General features: G+C 69.6%; 19 protein-coding genes. 10 read left to right on the top strand and 9 right to left on the bottom strand.

Annotation, left to right across the window (positions count from 1 at the left end):
- Positions 1 to 116 precede the first annotated feature (116 nt).
- From MPLG2_RS11265 to MPLG2_RS11275, 3 genes are all read right to left on the bottom strand, one after another.
- The gene (locus MPLG2_RS11265) at positions 117 to 467 is read right to left on the bottom strand and encodes a HesB/IscA family protein (protein ID WP_105186203.1); all 351 of its coding nucleotides are present in this window, start codon (positions 465 to 467) and stop codon (positions 117 to 119) included.
- A 417-nt stretch (positions 468 to 884) separates the two neighbouring features.
- Positions 885 to 1,874: a glycerate kinase gene (locus MPLG2_RS11270; protein ID WP_105186204.1), complete on the bottom strand. Its 990-nt coding sequence runs from the start codon at positions 1,872 to 1,874 to the stop codon at positions 885 to 887.
- Positions 1,871 to 2,662, bottom strand: a complete 792-nt coding sequence (locus tag MPLG2_RS11275) for a PspA/IM30 family protein (protein ID WP_105186205.1) — start codon at positions 2,660 to 2,662, stop codon at positions 1,871 to 1,873. Before MPLG2_RS11275 ends, MPLG2_RS11270 begins: the two co-directional genes overlap by 4 nt.
- Positions 2,663 to 2,768: 106 nt before the next feature.
- On the opposite strand from MPLG2_RS11275, the gene MPLG2_RS11280 reads away from it, so the two are divergent.
- Positions 2,769 to 3,341, top strand: coding sequence for a DUF3043 domain-containing protein (locus MPLG2_RS11280; RefSeq protein ID WP_105186206.1), 573 nt, complete (start codon positions 2,769 to 2,771; stop codon positions 3,339 to 3,341).
- Positions 3,341 to 3,550: a hypothetical protein gene (locus MPLG2_RS11285; protein ID WP_105186207.1), complete on the top strand. Its 210-nt coding sequence runs from the start codon at positions 3,341 to 3,343 to the stop codon at positions 3,548 to 3,550. Before MPLG2_RS11280 ends, MPLG2_RS11285 begins: the two co-directional genes overlap by 1 nt.
- A gap of 98 nt (positions 3,551 to 3,648) precedes the next feature.
- Here MPLG2_RS11285 and MPLG2_RS11290 read toward each other — a convergent pair whose 3' ends face one another.
- Complete coding sequence (locus MPLG2_RS11290; RefSeq protein WP_173909623.1) at positions 3,649 to 4,587, bottom strand: helix-turn-helix transcriptional regulator; 939 nt, start codon at positions 4,585 to 4,587, stop codon at positions 3,649 to 3,651.
- A gap of 72 nt (positions 4,588 to 4,659) precedes the next feature.
- Between MPLG2_RS11290 and MPLG2_RS11295 the strand changes: the two genes are divergently transcribed.
- Entirely contained in the window at positions 4,660 to 5,157 is a 498-nt protein-coding gene (locus MPLG2_RS11295) for an anthrone oxygenase family protein (RefSeq protein ID WP_105186209.1), read from the top strand.
- A gap of 20 nt (positions 5,158 to 5,177) precedes the next feature.
- Here the strand turns inward: MPLG2_RS11295 and MPLG2_RS11300 are convergent, their stop codons facing one another.
- The 3 genes from MPLG2_RS11300 to MPLG2_RS11310 form a co-directional block, all read right to left on the bottom strand.
- Positions 5,178 to 5,498, bottom strand: a complete 321-nt coding sequence (locus MPLG2_RS11300) for a hypothetical protein (RefSeq protein WP_105186210.1) — start codon at positions 5,496 to 5,498, stop codon at positions 5,178 to 5,180.
- Positions 5,495 to 6,589 carry a glycine cleavage system aminomethyltransferase GcvT gene (gene gcvT / locus MPLG2_RS11305; RefSeq protein ID WP_105187631.1) on the bottom strand — a complete coding sequence of 365 codons (1,095 nt, stop codon included), beginning with the start codon at positions 6,587 to 6,589 and terminating at the stop codon, positions 5,495 to 5,497. Before gcvT ends, MPLG2_RS11300 begins: the two co-directional genes overlap by 4 nt.
- A 103-nt stretch (positions 6,590 to 6,692) precedes the next feature.
- Positions 6,693 to 7,835 carry an iron-containing alcohol dehydrogenase gene (locus tag MPLG2_RS11310; RefSeq protein ID WP_197709918.1) on the bottom strand — a complete coding sequence of 381 codons (1,143 nt, stop codon included), beginning with the start codon at positions 7,833 to 7,835 and terminating at the stop codon, positions 6,693 to 6,695.
- Between the two features lie 102 nt (positions 7,836 to 7,937).
- Here MPLG2_RS11310 and MPLG2_RS11315 point away from each other — a divergent pair, with 102 nt between their 5' ends.
- On the top strand, positions 7,938 to 9,440 hold the full coding sequence (locus tag MPLG2_RS11315) for a leucyl aminopeptidase (RefSeq protein ID WP_231935635.1): 1,503 nt from the start codon (positions 7,938 to 7,940) through the stop codon (positions 9,438 to 9,440).
- Between the two features lie 5 nt (positions 9,441 to 9,445).
- Positions 9,446 to 11,041, top strand: coding sequence for an FAD-dependent oxidoreductase (locus tag MPLG2_RS11320; RefSeq protein ID WP_158681094.1), 1,596 nt, complete (start codon positions 9,446 to 9,448; stop codon positions 11,039 to 11,041).
- A gap of 113 nt (positions 11,042 to 11,154) precedes the next feature.
- On the opposite strand, the gene MPLG2_RS11325 is transcribed toward MPLG2_RS11320, so the two are convergent.
- Positions 11,155 to 11,469 (bottom strand): hypothetical protein, encoded by a 315-nt coding sequence (locus tag MPLG2_RS11325; protein WP_231935636.1) that lies wholly within the window; start codon positions 11,467 to 11,469, stop codon positions 11,155 to 11,157.
- A gap of 130 nt (positions 11,470 to 11,599) precedes the next feature.
- On the opposite strand from MPLG2_RS11325, the gene sucB reads away from it, so the two are divergent.
- The 5 genes from sucB (at position 11,600) to MPLG2_RS11350 (ending at position 17,484) form a co-directional block, all read left to right on the top strand.
- Positions 11,600 to 13,450, top strand: a complete 1,851-nt coding sequence (sucB, locus tag MPLG2_RS11330) for a 2-oxoglutarate dehydrogenase, E2 component, dihydrolipoamide succinyltransferase (RefSeq protein WP_105186215.1) — start codon at positions 11,600 to 11,602, stop codon at positions 13,448 to 13,450.
- Between the two features lie 355 nt (positions 13,451 to 13,805).
- On the top strand, positions 13,806 to 14,663 hold the full coding sequence (locus MPLG2_RS11335; protein ID WP_105186216.1) for a hypothetical protein: 858 nt from the start codon (positions 13,806 to 13,808) through the stop codon (positions 14,661 to 14,663).
- A 277-nt stretch (positions 14,664 to 14,940) separates the two neighbouring features.
- Positions 14,941 to 15,645, top strand: coding sequence for a lipoyl(octanoyl) transferase LipB (gene lipB / locus MPLG2_RS11340; RefSeq protein WP_105186217.1), 705 nt, complete (start codon positions 14,941 to 14,943; stop codon positions 15,643 to 15,645).
- A gap of 83 nt (positions 15,646 to 15,728) precedes the next feature.
- The gene (gene lipA / locus MPLG2_RS11345; RefSeq protein WP_105186218.1) at positions 15,729 to 16,730 is read left to right on the top strand and encodes a lipoyl synthase; all 1,002 of its coding nucleotides are present in this window, start codon (positions 15,729 to 15,731) and stop codon (positions 16,728 to 16,730) included.
- On the top strand, positions 16,720 to 17,484 hold the full coding sequence (locus tag MPLG2_RS11350) for a DUF4191 domain-containing protein (RefSeq protein WP_105186219.1): 765 nt from the start codon (positions 16,720 to 16,722) through the stop codon (positions 17,482 to 17,484). The genes lipA and MPLG2_RS11350 overlap by 11 nt, the downstream gene beginning before the upstream one ends.
- A gap of 267 nt (positions 17,485 to 17,751) precedes the next feature.
- Here the strand turns inward: MPLG2_RS11350 and MPLG2_RS11355 are convergent, their stop codons facing one another.
- Positions 17,752 to 19,521 (bottom strand): ABC-F family ATP-binding cassette domain-containing protein, encoded by a 1,770-nt coding sequence (locus MPLG2_RS11355; protein WP_105186220.1) that lies wholly within the window; start codon positions 19,519 to 19,521, stop codon positions 17,752 to 17,754.
- Between the last annotated feature and the right edge of the window lie 19 nt (positions 19,522 to 19,540).

Consider the following 19,540-nt stretch of genomic DNA (forward strand, 5'->3'; position numbering starts at 1 on the left):
CCTAGGCGCTCACCCTAACCCACAAACACAACGGGACGCCTCCCCTGAGGCGTCCCGATTGTGACGTTTTCTCGATTGTTACCCGTAGTCCCGCCATAGACGACGGAATGGGCTGATCAGTGGAAGCTGTCGCCGCAGGCGCACGAGCCCTGGGCGTTGGGGTTGTCGATGGTGAACCCCTGAGCCTCGATGGTGTCGACGAAGTCGATGGTCGCGCCGATCAGGTACGGAGCCGACATGCGGTCGGTGACCACCGGCACGCCGAACCATTCCTTGGTGACGTCGCCGTCGAGCTCGCGCTCGTCGAGCGACAGTTGGTAACGCAGCCCGGAGCAGCCGCCCGGTGCCACGGAGATGCGCAGCACAAGGCTCTCTTCGGGCTGCTGCGAGACGAGGTCTTTCACCTTGAGGGCCGCAGCCTCGGTGAGAATGATGCCGTCGGTGTCGATCTGCTGGTCGAGAGACATGTGTTCTCCGCTTCGATGGGTGTACTCCCCAGGGGGAACAACTCCGCCCGGGCCGGGTATTCCCAACAGTGTAGAACAACGTCTTGGCGAGGCCGAGCCTCAGAAGCTCGTCGGGCGACGCTGAGCAACACTGGGCACCTCGTCGGGTGGCGCAGCGGACTGGGTCCGGTTGGTCGGTGAACGGTAACGGGGACGGTTCCGATTTACCCACCAGGTTTGTCACCAGCGGGACGTCCAGACCGCGGCCAGTCAGCCTGGCCGCTGAAGGGTGATCGGAACCGCCCCGTTGCCCGCCACGCGGTACCGCCGCATGGGTGATCGGAGGCGGGGTGGCCAGCGCCCTGAACGGTAATCGGAACCGTCCCCATTACCCACCAGAAGGCCCGCCTGAACGGTAATCGGAACCGTCCCCATTACTCACCAGCGGGAGGTCCACCCCGCAGCCAGTCGCCGCCCCGTCGCAGTGAGGCCGTCGGCCACACCCTCGTCCACGGGCACCGGGTGCGCCGACTCGATGCCCAGGGTGCGCATTTCGCGGCCCGACATGCCGACCACCGGTGAGACCACCACCAGCGGCACCTCGAACGCCTCGCAGCGCGTGGCAAGCTCAGCCACCACGCCACCGCCCCGGCTGCCGAAGTCGAAGGAGTCGCAGCCGGTGACCACCAGGTCGGCGGAACCCAGTGCCCGGTCGAGGTCACCCAGCTCGGCGGTGAGTGCAGCGCCGGTGACGAGCCGTCCACCCAGGGCCAGAATGGCGAACCCGAGGCCCCCGGACGCCCCCGCACCCTCGGCCTTGGCCGCGACCGCGTCGACCTCGAGGGCGAACCGCTCCAGCGTTCCCTCGACCGCCATGACGTGCCGAAGCGCGATGCCCAGTTCGCGGCCGCGTCGTGAGGTGACGCCGCGCAGCCCGAGCAGCCGGTCGTGTTGCTGCCCCGACGGCACCACGCCGATCACGTCCACACCCTGCAACCGAGGCCGCAACTCGCCGACGTGGTGCAGCAGCCCTCGGCCGGCGTCGTGCGCGTTGCTGGTGGTGAGGTCGATCACGAGCCGGGTCGGCGGTTGCTCCTGCAGCGCGTAGGCGACCAGGCGGCCCAGCGGCGAGCTCGACACCTCGAGCGGATCGTAGGGCGGCTCGAGGTCGGGCTCGGCACCCACGGCCAGCAGTCCGTCGCGGCGGGCCAGCCAGCCGGCGTGCAACACCTCGAGGTCGCCGTCGGGCTCTGCCAACACCTCACCCAGAGCCCGCCCGCCCTCAGCCAGGCCGATCACCGCAACGTCGGCACCGTCGGCGAAGCCGCGCGCGAGGGCCACCGACGCCTGCAGCGGCGAGAGAGCGCCCACCGGGCCACTGGCCAGCAGCACTCGGGGCCGACGGCCGCCCGAAGCGGCCGGGGTCACCGCAGGTTCTCGCCCGTCTCGGCCTGAACGCCCGGGGCGGGCGGCTGCTCGAACGTGCCGGCGGGCAACTCGCCCTGCGGCTCAGCACCGGGCAGGGACGCTTTCAGTGCCGCGAGTTCATTGTCGACCTGGGCGTCGGACGCCAGCGCGTCCAGTTCGCGGGTCAGGTCGTCTTTGGCCAGGCCGGTCGGGTCGTCGAGCGCACCGCTGGCGAGCAGTTCGTCGACCGCGGCGGCGCGGGCCTGCAGCTGCGCGGTCTTGTCCTCGGCGCGCTGAATGGCCTGCCCGACATCACCCAGCTCTTGCCCCAGCCCGCTGAACGCCTCGCTGATCTTGGTCTGTGCCTCTGCAGCGGTGTAGGTGGCCTTGATGGTCTCTTTGCGGGTGCGAAACGCGTCAACCCTGGCCTGCAACTGCTGGCTGGCCCGCACCAACCGCTCCTCCTCGGCCTGCAGTGCCGCGTGCTGGGTCTGCAGTTCGGCGAGTTGCTGCTGCAGCCCCGACTTGCGGGTGAGCGCCTCGCGGGCCAGGTCTTCACGGCCGGCTTCGAGCGCACGCTTGGCCGCGACCTGCAGCTTGTCGAGTTGAGCGTTGAGCTGGCCGGCCTGCAGTTCGACCCGTTTGCGGCTGGTGGCCACTTCGGCCACCCCGCGACGCACCTGCTGCAGCAGTTCGAGTTGCTTGGTGTAGGAGTAGTCGAGGGTTTCGCGGGGGTCTTCGAGCTTGTCGAGGGCCTTGTCGGCCTTGGCCGAGAAGATGGCCTTCATGCGTTGGAACAGCCCAGCCATGGGTGCGTGCCTTCCGTTGGCGGCGTGGTCGATCCCACCCAGGTTATCCCGCCCGTTCGGCGGGGTAGCATGAGGCGTCACCGATCCACCGACAACGAGGTTCGCAGTGGGACTCTTCTCCCCCAACAAGAACAACGATTCCGCTCCGGCACAGCCCGCCGCCGAGCCGCAACGGGTACCCACACCCACGGGCGGTAAGAGCGCGCCCACGCCCAGGCGCAAGGACGCCGAGGCGGCACGTCGGCAGCGGATCAACCCCCAACTTTCGCCCAAAGAGGCAAAGGCCCGGGCTCGGCAGGACGCGGCGGCCGATCGGCGCAAGCAGACCGAGGCGATCGACAACGTGCCTGGACGCAAGCTCATGCGCGCCTACGTCGACACCCGGTTCAACCTGGCCGAGTGGGCCATGCCGATTCTGATGGTGTTGCTGCTGCTGACCCTGGTCGTCAGCCCGGCCGTGCCGGTGATCATCGAACCCGTCACCTACGCCACCTGGGCCTTCATGCTGCTGGTCGCGTTCGACATCTGGCGCATGTGGCGCGGGTTCAAGCAGTTGGCGGCCGAGCGCATCCCCAACGAACCGCTGAAGGGTCTGCTGTACTACGGCTTCAACCGGGCGCTGTCGCTGCGCCGGCTGCGCATTCCCAGGCCGGTGCTGAAGCGGGGCGACAGCTTCTGATGGCCTGGTACTGGCGGGCCAAACCCGAGTTCGAGGCGATCGCCGGCGTGGACGGGCTGACCGTCAGTGGCCCTTTCGACACTCAGGCCGCCGCCGAGCACTGGCTGACCGGCACGTTCGAGGCGCTCGCCGACCGCGGCGTGCAGGCGGTTTCCCTGTACGAAGAAGACCGGCTCGTCTACGGGCCGATGAACCTCGACGCCGGATGACGCGCTGAGATCCCGGCGTCCGCCCGGATGACGAAAGTCGCCCGGACGACGAGAGCCGCCGGCACGACGAGGCCTTCCGGGATGACGAGCCGACGACCTCAACCAGCCAGGTCGGCACCGCGACCCTCCGCCTGCCCGCGGGTTCTGAACGCCCGGGGGCTCACCCCGAACCGCCGGCTGAAGGCTGCACTGAGGCTGAACGGCGAGCCGTAGCCGACCCGGGCCGCGATCGAGTCCAGGGTCGCGTCGGTGTCGAGCAGCAGATCGGCGGCCAGTGCCAGCCGCCAGTGGGTGAGGTAGGCCGACGGGGTGTCACCCACCTCGTGCCGAAACCGGGCCGCGAGCGCTGAGCGCGAGACCCCCGCCCGAGCGGCGAGCGAGCCGACCGTCCACGGTTGCGCCGGTGCCGAGTGGATCGCCCGCAGCGCCACACCCACCGGCCCACCGGCGCCGGACGTGAGTTGCGCGCGGGCGGTGCGTACGGCGTCGATCAGCACCAGATCGAGCAGTCGGTCGAGCACACCCGCGTCGGCGTCTGCGGCCAGTTCGCGATTCAGCAGCCCGATCAGCTCGGGAGCGGCCGCGGGCACCACCAGCGCCGGGGGAAGCGCCCCGAGCAGCAGCCGCGAGGCCTGCGTGTCGCTGCGGTAGGTGCCCACGATCAGCCGGTCGGCCCCGGCGGGGTCATTGCCCCACGTGCGCACGCCCTGGGCCAGCGCATCGGCGAGTTCGCGCCCGTCGGCCCCGGTGCACGACTGATCGGGGCCGATGGTCATGGACGGCTGCACGCTCGGGTCGGACGCCACCCGGTAGTGCACCGGTGCCCGCACCAGCACCACGTCACCCGGGTGCAGCAGGGTGGGCTCACCACCCTCGACGGCGAACCAGGCGTTGCCCTGGAGTTGCCCCATCACGGTGAGCGGGGCCTCGTCGGCGACCAGCAGCGACCAAGGGCCACCCATCACCACCCGCAGCAGAAACGCGTCGCGTGCGCGGGGTGCACGCAACAGCATCGTCCAGGGGTCTGTATCGGCCATACTGGACGATAACGCATGAAGATGAGCGTATCCATCATGTTGATTCGTCCACGAAGCTGATGAACTGTGGCCATGAACTCTTCACCTCACCTGCTGTGGACCGCGGCGATCAGCGGTGCCGGCGTGCTCGGATCACTGACCTGCGGCCTGGTCTACGCCAACTTTTCGGCCCGCGTGATGCCACGGCTGGCGGCGCTGCGGCCCGCCGAGGCGGTCGCCACCATGCAGCACTTCAACGTGGTGGCGCTGCGGGCGCCGTTCATGACCGCCTTCTTCGGCTCGGCAGCACTGGGCCTGGTGGCGCTCGGGCTGCTGGCCACGCACCGGCACCCGGCCAGTTGGCTCGCCGCGGTGGGTGGCGGGCTGTACCTGGCGGGCTTCTCGCTCACCATCGCCCGCAACGTGCCGCTCAACGAGGCGCTCGCCGCGCTGCCGTCCGACAGCGCCCAGGCGGCAGACCTGTGGCAGCGGTACCTGGCCGAATGGACGCCCGCGAACACCGTTCGCGCGGCGCTGTCACTGGCTGCGGCAGCAGCGTTCGCCGCCGCGGTGGCCGCAGCGCGCGGTTGAGCCGCGCGGCCCGAAGCGTGTCAGGACGAGGCGTGCCCTGCGGCCGCCGACGACACGGCAGGCTCGGGACGGCGCGATCCGCGGTAGAGCATCAGCCCGAAGCCCGCAACCACCGCACCCACCACGCCGACCACCGGACGCGCCCACTGGGCGGCCGCATAGCGCTCCTCATAGGTCTGCACCTTGGTGCCCTGGGCGTTGCTGCACACCTCACCGGGGTGCATCACCTGCTCGCGGCACCAGATGGTCGGGTTCGCCGCCAGCACCACCGCCCACAGCACGGCGGCCACCCCCGCCGCGGCCAGGGCCAGGTGCGCCCAGCGTCGCCAGCTCTGCTTCACGACGACCGCACGCCGGGCGTGACGAACGGCGGCTTGACCACCTCGAACGGCTCCTCGCGGCCGCGCACCAGCACCGACACCGCGGTACCGGGCACCAGGCTCGGCGGCAGCAGGGCCAGTGCGATGCCCTTGGCCAGCGTCGGCGAGAAGGTGCCCGAGGTCACCTCACCCACCTCGGCGCTCTCATGCACCACCGTCATGTGGGGCCGGGGAATGCCGCGTCCCTGGGCCAGCAGACCGGTGAGCCGCAGTGCGGGCCCGGCTGCCCGTTCGGCCCGCAACGCCTCGTCACCCCAGAAGGCGTCCTTGCGCCAGCCGATCGCCCAGCCGACGCCGCACTGCCCGGCCGACACGTCAGGACGCAGGTCTTGACCGTGCAGCGGGTAGCCCATCTCGGTGCGCAGGGTGTCGCGGGCACCCAACCCGGCGGGCACGATGCCGTACGGCTCGCCCGCGGCCAGCACCGCGTCCCACACGGCTGCGGCGTCTGCTGCGGGCACCACCAGTTCGTATCCGCGCTCACCGGTGTAGCCGGTGCGGCACACGGTGAGCTGCACACCGTCGAGCACGCTGGTGTCGAAGCGCATGTAGTCATGCCCGACCGGCAGGCCGAGCGCGGCCAGGGTCTCGTCCGACTTGGGCCCCTGCACGGCGAGCACCGCGTAGTCGTCGTGCTCGTTGGTGATGGACAGCCCCTCGGGCGCAGCGTCGGCGAGCAGCCGGACGACCTCGGCGGTGTTGGCCGCGTTGGGAATGAGAAAGGCCTCGTCGTCGGCCAGCCAGTACCAGATCAGGTCATCGACCACGCCGCCTTCGGCGTTGCACAGCAGCGTGTACTGGGCCTGCCCCACGGCGATCTTGCCGGTGTCGTTGGTGATGGCCGAGTTGAGAAAGTCGATGGCGCCGGGGCCCTTGATTCTGGCCTTGCCGAGGTGGCTGACGTCGAAGATGCCGACCCCGTCGCGCACGGCCTTGTGCTCGCTCACGATGCCCGCGTACTGCAGCGGCATCGACCAGCCGCCGAACTCGGCGAACTTGGCCCCCAGCGACTCGTGCCGGTCGTGCAGTGGCGACTTCTTCAACTCAGACATCATGCGCTCCTTCACTCGACGCTCAGCCTAATAGTTCGGCGGTTGAGCGTGTCGATCCAGAGCACGCAGACCGTGAAGTCGGTGTCACGACACTCGACACCGATCATTGGTCGGCGGCGTGCAGGGCACGCATCAGTTGCTCAACGGTGAGCGCCACGGGGTTGCCCTTGGTCGAGGACGCCTTCGCGGCCTGTTCGGCGATGCGCCGGTGGTCGGCGGGCCGCACGCCGAGGTCGCCGACGGGCGGCACGTCGAGCAGCCGGACGGTCTCGCCCAGCCAGTGCAGCAGCGCGTCGATGCCGGCCGTACCGCTCAACAGTTCGCCGGCTGCCGCGTACCGCGCCAGCGCCGGGTGCTCGGCATCGTCGGCGCGCAGCGCGTCGATGGTCACCGACGAGGTGGGCACCAACAGCGCCGCACAACACACCCCGTGCGGGGCGCCGGTGAGACCGCCGATCACCCCGGCCAGCCCGTGCACCGCCCCCAGCTTGGCGTTGGCCAGCGCGAGCCCGCCGAGCAGCGCGCACACCGCCATGTCGGTGCGGGCGTCCAGGTCGTCGCCGTGGGCGTAGGCGCGGCGCAGGCTGCGTCCGGCCCGCCGCAGCCCCTGCTCGCAGAACCCGTCGGTGAGCGGGTTCGCGAACGGCGACACGTACGGCTCCAGGCACTGGGTGAGCGCGTCCAGGCCGGCCGACGCCGTGACCGAAGGCGGGCAGCCGAGCGTCAGTTCGGGGTCGACCAGGGCCACCCGGGCCAGCATCGAGGGTGACCGCAGGCTCACCTTGACGCCGTGCTCGGGCGAGGTGACCACCCCGTTGCTGGTCACCTCTGAGCCGGTGCCGGCCGTGGTGGGCACCGCGACGAAGGGCAAGGGCGACTCGGCCAGGGGCCGTCCGGCGCCGATCACCTCGAGATAGTCGAGCAGGTCGCCCCCGTTGGGGGCCAGCGCGGCGATCAGCTTGGCCGCGTCGAGTACGGCCCCACCGCCCAGGCCGACGAGCACGTCGGCGCCGTGATCCCGGGCGGCCGCGACCCCGGCCCTGATGTCGTCGAGGGCCGGCTCGCCGCCCACCGACCACCAGGCGAGGTCTGCCACGCCGGTGAGCAGGCCTGAGAAGCGCGTCGGGTCGGCGCCGGTGCACACGAACGGACGTGTGCCGAATTCACCGATCAGGGCAGGCAGCTCGGCGGCGCGGCCAGCGCCGAAGACGATGCGGTGGGCGGTGGCGAAGGTGAAGATGGTCACGTTGCTCAGAATGTCATGCCCACGCGGAGCACCCATCGATCGCGCGGGGCTAAGGTGTCGTGGTCTGAATCAAGCTGGACTCGTTCGTCGATAGGACCGTCCGTGACGTCATTCACGCTCCCCTCGCTCACCCTGGCCACCTCATGCCCCACCGACGCCGATGTGCTGGTGATCGGCCTCGCCGACAGCACCGGATCGGCAGTGCTGGTCGGTGCCCCCGACCAGCTCGACAAACGGGTCAATAAGCAGTTCGGCACCTCGTTGCTCGACCTGGCCAGGTCACTGGGCGCCGACACCAAGCCGGGCGCCACCGTGCTGCTGCCGGGGCCCGACGGTCAGCGGGTGGTGGTGGTCGGTCTCGGTGAGATCGACGTCACCCCCGAGCAAGTGCGGCGAGCGGCCGGCACCGCTGTGCGAAAAGCCGGCGAACTGGCGGGCGACCAGGGCGTCAAGGTCGCCGTCTGCCTCGACGTGGTCGAACCCGAGGTGATCCGAGGCGCCGCCGAGGGTGCGTTGCTTGGTTCGTACAGGTTCGTGAAGGTGAGCGGCGAGCAGCCGTCCGCCAAGGTCGCGTCCATCACGGTGGTGAGCAGTTCGGCCAAGCCCGAGGCCAAGAGGGCGATCGACGCCGCACGCATCGTGGCCACGGCGGTGTGCCTGGCGCGGGACTGGGTGAACACCCCTGCCAACGCGCTGTACCCCGAAACCTTCGCCGACGCTGCCAGGGGCGCGGTCAAAGGCACCCGCATCGAGGTCGAGGTGCTCGACGAGAAGGTGCTCGAGCGGGGCGGCTACGGCGGCCTGATGGCGGTGGGCGGCGGCTCCGATCGCGGCCCCCGGCTGGTGCGGTTCGACTACGCGCCGCGCGGTGCGCGCGGGCACCTGGCGCTGGTCGGCAAGGGCATCACCTTCGACACCGGCGGCCTCAACCTGAAGACCGCCGACGGCATGTACACGATGAAGAGCGACATGGCGGGTGCCGCCGCGGTGCTCGCGGCCACCAGGGCGATCGCCGAACTCGGCCTCAAGGTCAGGGTGACCACCTACGCCGCGATGGCCGAGAACATGCCGTCGGGCACCGCCTACCGCCCGTCGGACGTGCTGACCATGTTCGGCGGCACCACGGTCGAGAACGTGAACTCAGACGCAGAGGGACGCCTGGTGATGGCCGACGCCCTGGTGCGAGCCGGGCAGGACCGCCCCGACCTGATCGTCGACGTGGCCACCCTGACCGGGGCCTGCATGGTGGCCCTCGGTGAACGGGTCGCAGGCCTGATGACCAACGCCGACGAGGCCGCCGATCGGGTGCTCGACGCCGCCGAGTCGGCCGGCGAGGCGTTCTGGCAACTGCCGATTCCCGAGGGCACCCGCTCCAAGCTCGACTCGAAGGTGGCCGACCTGCGCTCGGGCGGCAACCGCTACGGCGGCGCGCTGACCGCGGCGGCGTTTCTGCAGACCTTCGTGCCCGACGACATGCTGTGGGCCCATCTCGACATCGCCGGGCCGGCGTTCAACGACGAAGGCCCCTACGACTACGTGCCCACCGGTGGCACCGGCATGGCCGTGCGCACCCTGGTGGCGCTGGCTCAATCGCTGCAAGACTGACTCGCGTGCAGACCGACGTGGTGGTGGTCGGCGCCGGGGCAGCCGGTCTGCTGGCCGCCGTCGCTGCCCGCAGGCTGGGGCACGACGTGCTGGTGGTCGAGCGGTCCGGTGCGGTCGGCGGTAGCACCGCCACCACCGACGGCGCACTCTGGCTGCCCGCAAACGACCTGATGGGCCGGGCAGGGCTGCCGTCGGACACCCCTGCCGAGGCGCTCGGTTACCTGGACGCGCTCGCCACACCCGTCTCGGCGGTGATCGCCGGGCGTCGCGCCGCGTTCACCCGCACAGCCGGCGTGGTGGCACGCTGGCTGGTCACCTCGCGCATCGCGCTCGAGGTGGTGAAATCGCTACCGGACTGCCGTCCTGAGGTCGAGGGCGCGAAGGCGCAGGGACGCACCGTGCGGGTGCGGTCGGTGCCGCGCAAGCTCGACGACGACTGGGCGGGCAAGGTGCGCGGCGACGACGGGGGCCGCACGAACCAGGGATTCTGGGGCCGGCTGGCCAACCCCTTCACCAACCCGGGCCAACTCAGCGGCGGCGCCGCCCTGGTGTGCGAGCTGCTGTTGCGCGCAGTCGGCAGCGAGGTCGAGTTCTGGCTCGACTGCCCGCTGAACGAACTGATCGTCGAGGGCGGCGTGGTGACCGGCGTGCGGGTGACCCACGTCGGCGAGCAGGTCGACGTGAGGGCGTCCAAGGGTGTGATTCTGGCCTGCGGGGGTTTCGAGGCCGACCAGACGCTGCGCGAGCAGCATCTGCCGCTGCCCACCGAGGCCTCGTGGTCGGTCGGCATCGGTGCCGACGGAACCGCACTGGCGGCCGGCGCCCAGGTCGACGCCGCCACGACCGGGCTCGCTCAGGCCTGGTGGACGCCGGTGCTGCTCAGCGAAGGCCGCGCGCACCAGGTGGACGCCGCACGGGTCGCTCCGCACAGCCTCATCGTCGACCAGGCCGGCGACCGCTACCTCAACGAGGCGCAGCCGTCGACATCGGCCGGACGACGCATGTACGAGCACAACCGGGGCATGCGGTCGGTGCCGTCGTTTCTGATCATGGACGATCGGCACCGCAAGGCCTACCCGTTGGGCCCCTGGGCGGCGGGCACCTCACCCAAGGCCGCCATCGAGTCGGGCGAACTGGTGCGGGCCACGAACCTCGACGACCTGGCCCAGGCGCTCAGCATCGACCGCGCGGGGCTGATCGGCAGCGTGGTGGCGTTCAACCAACTGGCCAAGCGCGGCAAAGACACCGACTTCGGCCGCGGCGACAGCGCGTGGGACAAGCATTTCGGCGACCCCCGGCTGCGCCGTAACCCGTGCCTCGCCTCGGTCGACCGGCAGCCGTTCTGGGCAGTGCGGCTGTACCCCGGCGATTCGGGCACCAAGGGTGGGCTCGTGATCGACGACCGGTCGCGCGTCCTGCGCGGCGACGGCGAGCCGGTGACCGGGCTGTGGGCGGTGAGCGCCAGCGCGGCCAGCGTGTTCGGGTCGGCGCAACCTGCGCAGGGTGCGGGCCTGGCGGCGGCGGTGGTCGAGGCTTACCGGGCCGTGCTCGACCTGTCGGGGCAACTCGACGAGTTGGACGCCGCACTCAAGGCCGACTAGCGATGCTTGGTCACCAGCGGTGATCGAGCTTGTCGCTGGTCGAACTTGTTGCTGGTCGAACGTGTCGAGGCCCGTTGCGGCCAGAGGTTTCGACAAGCTGAACCAACGACCCGTCAGTGGCCCCTCTTGCGCCGGGCGTTGAAGTCGCGCATGCGTTGGGGGTACCCCACCACCCCGGCGTCGTACACCGGCACGGCATGCCGGGCCGCGAACTGGCGCCCCCAGGCGGGCGACTCGATCGAGCGCCGCGTCCATTCACCGTCGAAGGCCACCAGCAGCAGGCTGGGCCGGGTCATCGTGGTCTGCGGTTCGAGAAAGGCCTCGACCCCCTGGCGAGTGGTGACGAACTCGTCCAGATGACTTCTGGTCGCAGCGTCGACCACCGGTTGGCGAGGTCGCGAACGCCAGAAGTCCCATCGGAATGCCACCCGGCCATTATGTACAGCCACGCCAGCGACCCATCAGGTGAGCGGGGCCGAAAAGGTTCTGCTCAACCAGCCTGACAACGGGATAGGGTGAGGTCTGGTTCTGGCAGTCCCGTCGAAGGAGACCACACTGATGTCAACGCCCGTCCCTTTGCCCGCACTGGGTGAGAGCGTCACCGAAGGTACGGTTTCGCGCTGGTTGAAGCAGGTCGGCGACACCGTCGAGGTGGACGAGCCCATCGTCGAGGTGTCGACCGACAAGGTCGACACAGAGATTCCGGCGCCCGCCGCCGGGGTGATCCTCGAGATCAAGGTCGGCGAAGACGAGGTCGCTGCGGTCGGTGCGGTGCTGGCCGTGATCGGCGATGCCAGTGAGGCGGGCGGCTCGTCCGATGCGGCACCCGCCGCCCCTGCCGAGAACGTGCCGGCCGAACAGGCCGACGCCGAGGAGCCCGAAGCGCCGGCTGTCGCCGAGGCTCCCTCCACCGACGCACCGGCCCCGAAACCGGCCGCAGGCGGCGGCGGTTCGGGCACCGAGGTGACGCTGCCGCAGTTGGGCGAATCAGTCACCGAGGGCACCATTTCGCGCTGGCTCAAGGCGGTCGGCGACGAGGTCGAGGCCGACGAGCCCATCGTCGAGGTGTCGACCGACAAGGTCGACACCGAGATTCCGGCGCCGACGTCCGGCGTCATTCTCGAGATTCGCGTGGCCGAAGACGAAGTTGCCGCCGTCGGTGCGGTGATCGCCGTCATCGGCGCGGCGGGCGCTGCGCCGGCCGAGGCCGAAGCGCCGTCCGATGCTCCTGAGGTGGCCGACGAGACCCCGGCCGAGCCGCGCGGCGACGGCATCACCGAGAGCGAAGAGAGGGGCAACGAGCAGACTGCCGAAAAGGCCGGCGCGGAACAGTCTGCTGAGGCTCCCGCCCCGGCGGCTCCTGCGCCGTCGGCACCCGCCCCAGCTGCTCCCGCTGCGGCGGCACCCGCCCCGGCCGCCCCAGCGGCGTCGTCCGACTCCGACGATGCGGGCTACGTCACTCCGCTGGTGCGCAAGCTGGCTGCTCAGCACGGCGTGCAACTGTCGGGCGTCAAGGGCACCGGCGTGGGCGGCCGCGTCCGCAAGCAGGACGTGCTCGCCGCGGCCGAGGCGGCCAAGAAGGCAGCCGAGGCACCGGCACCTGCCGCCGCACCCGCTGCTGCCGCCCCTTCAGCACCGGCGCCCGCCGCCGCACCCGCTGCGCAGGCGGCACCCCCCGAGGGTTCGAAGCGTGGCACCACCGAGAAGATCAGCCGCATGCGTTCGGTGATCGCCAAGCGCATGGTCGAGTCGTTGCAGATCGCCGCGCAACTCACTGGCACGGTCGAGGTCGACCTGACCAACATCAGCAAGCTGCGCGCCCGGGCCAAAGACGACTTCAAGGCCCGTGAGGGCGCGTCGCTGTCGTACCTGCCTTTCATCTGCAAGGCGGTGTGTGAGGCGCTGAAGCAGTTCGACAAGGTCAACGCCAGCATGGACGTCGAGGCCGGCACCATCACCTACCACGACGCCGAGCACCTGGGCATCGCGGTCGACACAGAGCGTGGCCTGCTGGTGCCCGTCATTCGCGACGCCGGCGATCTGAGCCTCGCGGGCCTGGCCAAGAAGATCGGCGATGTCGCGGCCCGGTCGCGCACCAACAAGATCAGCCCTGACGAGCTGTCTGGCGGCACGTTCACGATCACCAACTACGGCTCGGCGGGCACGCTGTTCGACACCCCGATCATCAACCAGCCGCAGGCGGCGATTCTGGGCACCGGGGCGCTGGTGAAGCGTCCGATGGTGATCAAAGATCCCGCGCTCGGCGAGGTGATCGCGGTGCGCGACATGATGTACCTGTCGCTCAGCTACGACCACCGCCTGGTCGACGGCGCCGACGCGGCCCGGTTCCTCTCGGTGGTCAAGGCCCGCCTCGAGGGCGGCGACTTCGCCGGCGAGCTGGGTCTGTAACCGACACCTCACTTCTTCGACGCTCGTCACCCCAGGGTGGCGGGCGTCGCTGTGATTGGGGTCATGCGCTGGCCCCACGCCTCCCCGCGCACCCCCCTGGGCGCCCATGGGAGTTGCCCGGTGGGCGCGCCTGACTCTTGGTGCCAGGAGCATGCGATCTCGAGATCGCTGCACGATTTCGTCCACGCTGCACGATTTCGGACTGCAACACGAAATCGTCCGGACAACTTGAAGGTCTGCAGCGATCTCGAGATCGTGCAATGACACATCGCGAGGCGAGTTATCCACAGATTGTCTGCGCGGGCGGCTGGCGAGGTCAGCCAGGCCTCATGATGCTTGAGTGCTCCCACCCGAATTGGCCGAACTGGACGTCTTCGCCACCAGTCATGCGCGCCGCCTGGGACTGTCCGACGCCGACCTGCGTGCCGCAGTGAACGCCCAGAGCCTCGTCCGATTGAAGCGGGGTTGGTACACCGCGCAGTCGCTTCCCTGGCCGGCGGACCGGCACAGACTTTTGGCCGGGATCGAACACGCGGCCCGCCCCGACACCGTGCCGAGCCACTACTCCGCAGCGATTCTGCTGGGGCTGCCGGTGTTTCGTCCGGACTGGGCGACCGTTCACTTGATGCGTACCACCCACGGTGCGCCGCAGAACCGCGACGGTTTGGTGATTCACAAGCAGGTGGCCTCCTTCGACCAACCCAACGTCGCCCTGGCCGTGGCTCAAACAGCCCTGCTCTGCCCGGTATCGGGCCTGATGGCCTACGACGCAGCATTGCATTCCAGACTGCTCGGCACAGACGACTTCGCGTCCGTGATCGGGGCTCTCGAAGGATGGACCGGGCGAGCGAACCTGGCCGTCGTCCGTCGACTCGGCGATGGACGACGCGAATCCGCACTGGAGTCGCGCACCGCCCTCGTCTACGACCGTCTGAGGTTCAGCGTGGAGCCTCAATTCGCTGTGCCTGGAACCGCATACATCGCTGACGGGAGGATCCGCGGCACCACGGTGCTGATCGAATGTGATGGCGACGGCAAGTATGTCGACCAGCGGGCAGTCCTTGCCGAAAAGAGCCGCGAGAACGAAATCCGGGCGCTGGGCTGGTCGATGATCAGAGTGACCGACGACATGCTGGATCGTCCTCGGCTGCTCTATGCCCGCACCCAGACCGCGCTCAGAGACGCGTCGATCAGCGCGGTCCCCGCGGCCTGAGGCCAACGCCAAGCCACAGCCATGGCCGATCTGCCGAGGTTTGCACGATCTGCCGAGGTTTGCACGATCTCGAGATCGCTGCACGATTTCACCCAGGCCGCACGCTCTCGGCCTGAAACACGAAAGCGTCCTGCTGACGCGAAATCGTGCAGGCATCTCGAGATCGCCAACCCTCACTCAACCCGAGACCGTGCAGCCATCTCGAGATCGCCGAACCTCACAGACGCCCCCAGCGCAGCCAACCGGACGAGGTAGTCCCTCGGCATAGACTGCCCGCGTGCCGTCCGCCGATGCAGTTGTCGAGAGCGTCCAGTTCGAGCGCCTGGGGCTCGGCGAGCGGTTGAGCCCCTATCTGCCCACCTGGGACTACCAACGCGAGGTGCACGCCCGGGTGTCGTCGGGCGAGCTGCCGGCGCAGGTGCTCTACGTCGAGCACGAGCCGGTGTACACGGCCGGCCACCGCACCACTGACGAACAACGCCCGCGCGACGGCACCCCGGTGATCGAGACCGACCGCGGCGGCCTGATCACCTACCACGGCCCCGGTCAACTGGTCGGATACCCGATCGTCCGGCTGCCCGACCGGGTCGGTCCGGTGGCCTACGTGCGGCGGCTCGAAGAGGCGATCATTCGCACGCTGCGGCCGCTCGGTATCGAGGGTGGACGGGTCGAGGGCCGCACCGGCGTCTGGCTGCGCGCCGACCAGGCCCAGGGACGGCTCGAGCGCAAGATCGCCGCCATCGGCGTTCGGGTCAGCCGGCGGACGACGCTGCACGGCTTCGCCCTCAACGTCGCCGCCGAGAGCCTCGGCCCGTTCGCGGGCATCATTCCGTGCGGCATCGCCGACGCCGACGTCACGTCGATCGAAACCGAACTCGGCGTGGCCCCGAGCCTGGCCGACGTGGCGGACGCCATCACCCCGCACCTGGCGGAACTGCTGACCTGGCACGACTTCGAGATGGCCGGCTGGTCGCGCGATTGACCGAACGACAGCATCGCCACCGTTCGCCCATGGCTGAGCACCGGTACGTGAGGCGGGCGGTCGTCGCGGGATAGGATGGGCCGGTGACCCTAGCCGACGACGCAGTCAGCCCCGCGCCGAGCGCCCCGCCCGCCGGCCGCAAGCTGTTGCGGCTCGAGGTGCGCAACAGCCAGACCCCGATCGAGCGCAAGCCGCCGTGGATTCGCACCACCGCCCGCATGGGCCCCGAATACCGCGGGCTGATGAAGCTGGTGCAGGACGAGAACCTGCACACCGTGTGTCAAGAGGCCGGCTGCCCCAACATCTTCGAGTGCTGGGAAGACAAAGAGGCCACGTTCCTGATCGGCGGCGACTCGTGCACCCGGCGTTGCGACTTCTGCCAGATCGAGTCGCGCAAGCCCTCCGGCTACGACAGGGGCGAACCCAGAAGAGTGGCCGAGTCGGTGCAGACCATGGGCCTGCGCTACGCCACCGTCACCGGGGTCTGCCGCGACGACCTCGAAGACGAGGGTGCGTGGCTGTACTCCGAGACCATTCGGCAGATCCACCACATCAATCCGGGCGTGGGCGTCGAGATGCTGGCCCCCGACTTCTCGGGCCGGCGTGAGCTGCTGCAGCAACTGTTCGACACCCGTCCCGAGGTGTTCGCGCACAACGTCGAAACGGTGCCGCGCATTTTTCGCCGCATTCGTCCCGGCTTCAGTTACGACCGCTCGCTCGAGGTGCTGCGCTGGTCGCGCGAAGAAGAACTGGTCACCAAGTCGAACCTGATTCTGGGCATGGGCGAGACCCGCGAGGAAGTGTCTCAGGCGCTGCGCGACCTGTACGACGCGGGCACCGAGCTGATCACCATCACGCAGTACCTGCGGCCCTCGCCGCGGCATCACCCGATCGACCGCTGGGTGACCCCCGAAGAGTTCAACGAACTCGAGCAGGAGGCCATCGAGATCGGCTTCCCGGGCGTGCTGTCCGGGCCGCTGGTTCGTTCGTCGTACCGGGCCGGACGGCTGTACCGTACGGCGCTGGAGGCTCGCCGGCGGCGGGCCCGTGACACCATCACCACGGGGAGTTCGAATGGCCAGTGAAAAGGCGAAGGCGCTCGCCGCGCAGCAGAAGCAGGAGCGCAAGGCCGAAAAGCTGCGCAAGAAGAGCTCCGACGACCCCCGCGACTGGGGGCGGGTGCGGCAGATCATCGAGGCGTACAAGCGCACCAACGAACTCGATCCCGAACTGAAGTGGTGGACGCTGCTCGCCGTCGCCGGCCCCATCGTGCTGATGCTGGCGGTGGGCTTCTGGCTACAGCCGTGGTGGCTGTGGCTGATCACCGGCGTCATGTTCGCCCTGGTGGCAGCCCTGTATGTGCTCACCTGGCGGGTCAAGAAGGCCAACTTCAAGCGGTACGAGGGCCAGGCCGGCTCGGCCGAAGTGGCGTTTCAGCTGCTCAACAAGAAGAAGTGGTCCTACGAGATCGGCATCGCCGCCACCCGGCAGATGGACGTGGTGCACCGCGTGATCGGCGCCCCCGGCATCGTGCTCGTGGGCGAGGGCAGCAGCCCGGCACGCACGCGTCAGTTGCTGGCCACCGAGGCCAAGAAGCACGAACAGGTCGCCTACGGCGTGCCCGTCACCACCGTGCTGGTGGGCAAAGACCAGGGCCAGGTGCCCCTCGACGCCCTGCAGAAGCATCTGGAGAAGCTGCCCAAGGCGCTGCAGCCGCATCAGCTCACCGAGGTCAAGCAGCGGCTCAAGGCGCTGGACGCGATGCGGCCCAGGATTCCCGTGCCGCGCGGCCCGATGCCCACCATGAAGGGCGTCAACCGGGCTATGCGGGGCCGCTGAGGTCAGCTTCCTCAACGGTTGCGAGATCCGTCGTCCGCCGCGATCATGAGCACCGACTCGTCATTCGGGGCGGGGGTGGGCCCCGCGCAGTCCAGCGTCCACCCGATCCCTGTCCGGCGCGTAGCTGCCCTCGTGACACCCGACTGCCCGCAGGCAGGCAACGGCGTGTCACGAAGCCAGCGGCGTCGGGCCGGCGGCAGGTTGAAGGTTCTCGACGTCCGCCGCCCTAGCCCAGGTCGGGCAGCGGGTCGCGGCTTGAGTGGCCTCTCAGCCGGCCAGTTCTGACAACTCAAGCCACTGGGTCTCGAGCGCCTCGGTCTCTGCCTCGGCTGCTTTGACGTCGGCGTCCAATGCGGCCAGACCCGCATAGTCGCTGTGGTCGTGGCCCGCCATGCGCTCATGCAGCGTGTCGATGTGCCGGGCCAGTCGTTCGATCTTGCGCTCGATGGCGTCGAGTTCTTTGCGCGCGGCTCGGGCCTCGGCGGCGGACGCTTTCGGACCGGTCGCCGAGCGTGGCACCGGGGCGGCGGCCCGATCAGCCGTCCGCAGCAGCAGGTACTCATCAACTCCGCCGGGCAGATGCCGCAGTCGTCCGTCGATGATCGCGTACTGCTGATTGGTGACCCGCTCGACGAAGTAGCGGTCGTGCGACACCACCAGCAACGTGCCGGGCCAGGTGTCGAGCAGATCCTCCACTGCAGCCAGCATGTCGGTGTCGACGTCGTTGGACGGCTCGTCCAGGATCAGCACGTTCGGCTCGCTCAGTAGCACGAGCAGCAGCTGCAGCCGCCGCTTCTGACCGCCCGACAACTCCCCCACCCGGGCCGATAGGTGCTCGCGGGCGAACCCGAGCCGCTCCAGCAACTGCGCCGGGGTGAGTTCGCGGCCGTCCACCACGTAACTGGTGCGCGCCCGGGCCAGCACCTCGCGCACGCGCTCGTCGGCGATGGCGGCCAACTCACGAAACTGCTGGTCGAGAACCGCGAGCTTGACCGTCTTACCGGTCTTCACCCGCCCCACGCTCGGAGCGACCTGACCCGCGATCAGGTTGAGCAGGGTGGACTTTCCGCTGCCGTTCGCCCCCAGAATCGCGGTGCGCTCCCCTGGCGCGATGCGCCACTCGACGTGCCGCAACACTTCGTTGTCGCCGAACGACACCCCGGCGTCGATCAGATCGACGACGTCTTTGCCGAGCCTTGCCGTGGCCAGCCGCGACAACGCCAGTTGGTCGCGCGGCGGCGGCACGTCGCTGATCAGCTGGTTGGCGGCGTCGATACGAAACTTCGGTTTGCTGGTGCGAGCCGGGGCGCCTCGGCGCAGCCAGGCCAGCTCCTTGCGCATCAGGTTCTGCCGCTTCGCCTCGACGGCGGCCGCCTGCCGGTCACGCTCCACTCGCTGCAGCACGTAGGCGGCGTAGCCGCCCTCGAACGGCTCCACGAGCTGGTCGTGCACCTCCCACGTGGCGGTGGCCACCTCGTCCAAGAACCACCGGTCGTGGGTGACCACAAGCAGCCCGCCGGCGGTGCGCGCCCAGCGGGCCTTCAGATGGCCCGCCAGCCAGGTGATGCCCTCGACGTCGAGGTGGTTGGTGGGCTCGTCGAGCATCAGCACGTCCCAGTCGCCCACCAGCAGTGCGGCCAGCGCCACCCGACGCCGCTGCCCGCCGCTCAGGGTGCCCAGCGGGGCGTCCCAGGGCAGGTCGGCGACCAGCCCCGCGATCACGTCGCGAACCCGCGCGTCGCCCGCCCACTCGTGTTCGGGTGCGTCGCCGACGATGGCGTGCGCCACGGTGAGCCCGTCGGGCAGGGTGTCGGCCTGGTCGAGCACCCCGATGCGCACGCCGCCACGCACCAGCACCCGGCCGCCGTCGGGCGTGATGCGTCCGGCCAGCATGCCCAGAAGCGACGACTTGCCGTCACCGTTGCGTCCGACCACGCCAATGCGGTCGCCCTCGTTGAGTCCGGCCGTCACGCCGTCGAAGACCACCCGGGTCGGGTATTCGAGGTGCAACGCCTCACCCGCCAGCAGAAATGCCACCGGTCAAGGGTAGGGGACG

This window comes from Micropruina glycogenica, from assembly GCF_900289045.1.
GTDB lineage: Bacteria > Actinomycetota > Actinomycetes > Propionibacteriales > Propionibacteriaceae > Micropruina > Micropruina glycogenica.

Bases quoted from the DNA above. Each gene is read 5' to 3' on its own strand.
- sucB (WP_105186215.1), top strand. From the start codon at position 11,600: ATGTCAACGCCCGTCCCTTTGCCCGCACTGGGTGAGAGCGTCACCGAA.
- gcvT (WP_105187631.1), bottom strand. From the start codon at position 6,589: ATGTCTGAGTTGAAGAAGTCGCCACTGCACGACCGGCACGAGTCGCTG.
- MPLG2_RS11285 (WP_105186207.1), top strand. From the start codon at position 3,341: ATGGCCTGGTACTGGCGGGCCAAACCCGAGTTCGAGGCGATCGCCGGC.
- MPLG2_RS11350 (WP_105186219.1), top strand. From the start codon at position 16,720: ATGGCCAGTGAAAAGGCGAAGGCGCTCGCCGCGCAGCAGAAGCAGGAG.
- MPLG2_RS11290 (WP_173909623.1), bottom strand. From the start codon at position 4,587: ATGGCCGATACAGACCCCTGGACGATGCTGTTGCGTGCACCCCGCGCA.
- MPLG2_RS11265 (WP_105186203.1), bottom strand. From the start codon at position 467: ATGTCTCTCGACCAGCAGATCGACACCGACGGCATCATTCTCACCGAG.
- MPLG2_RS11275 (WP_105186205.1), bottom strand. From the start codon at position 2,662: ATGGCTGGGCTGTTCCAACGCATGAAGGCCATCTTCTCGGCCAAGGCC.
- MPLG2_RS11295 (WP_105186209.1), top strand. From the start codon at position 4,660: ATGAACTCTTCACCTCACCTGCTGTGGACCGCGGCGATCAGCGGTGCC.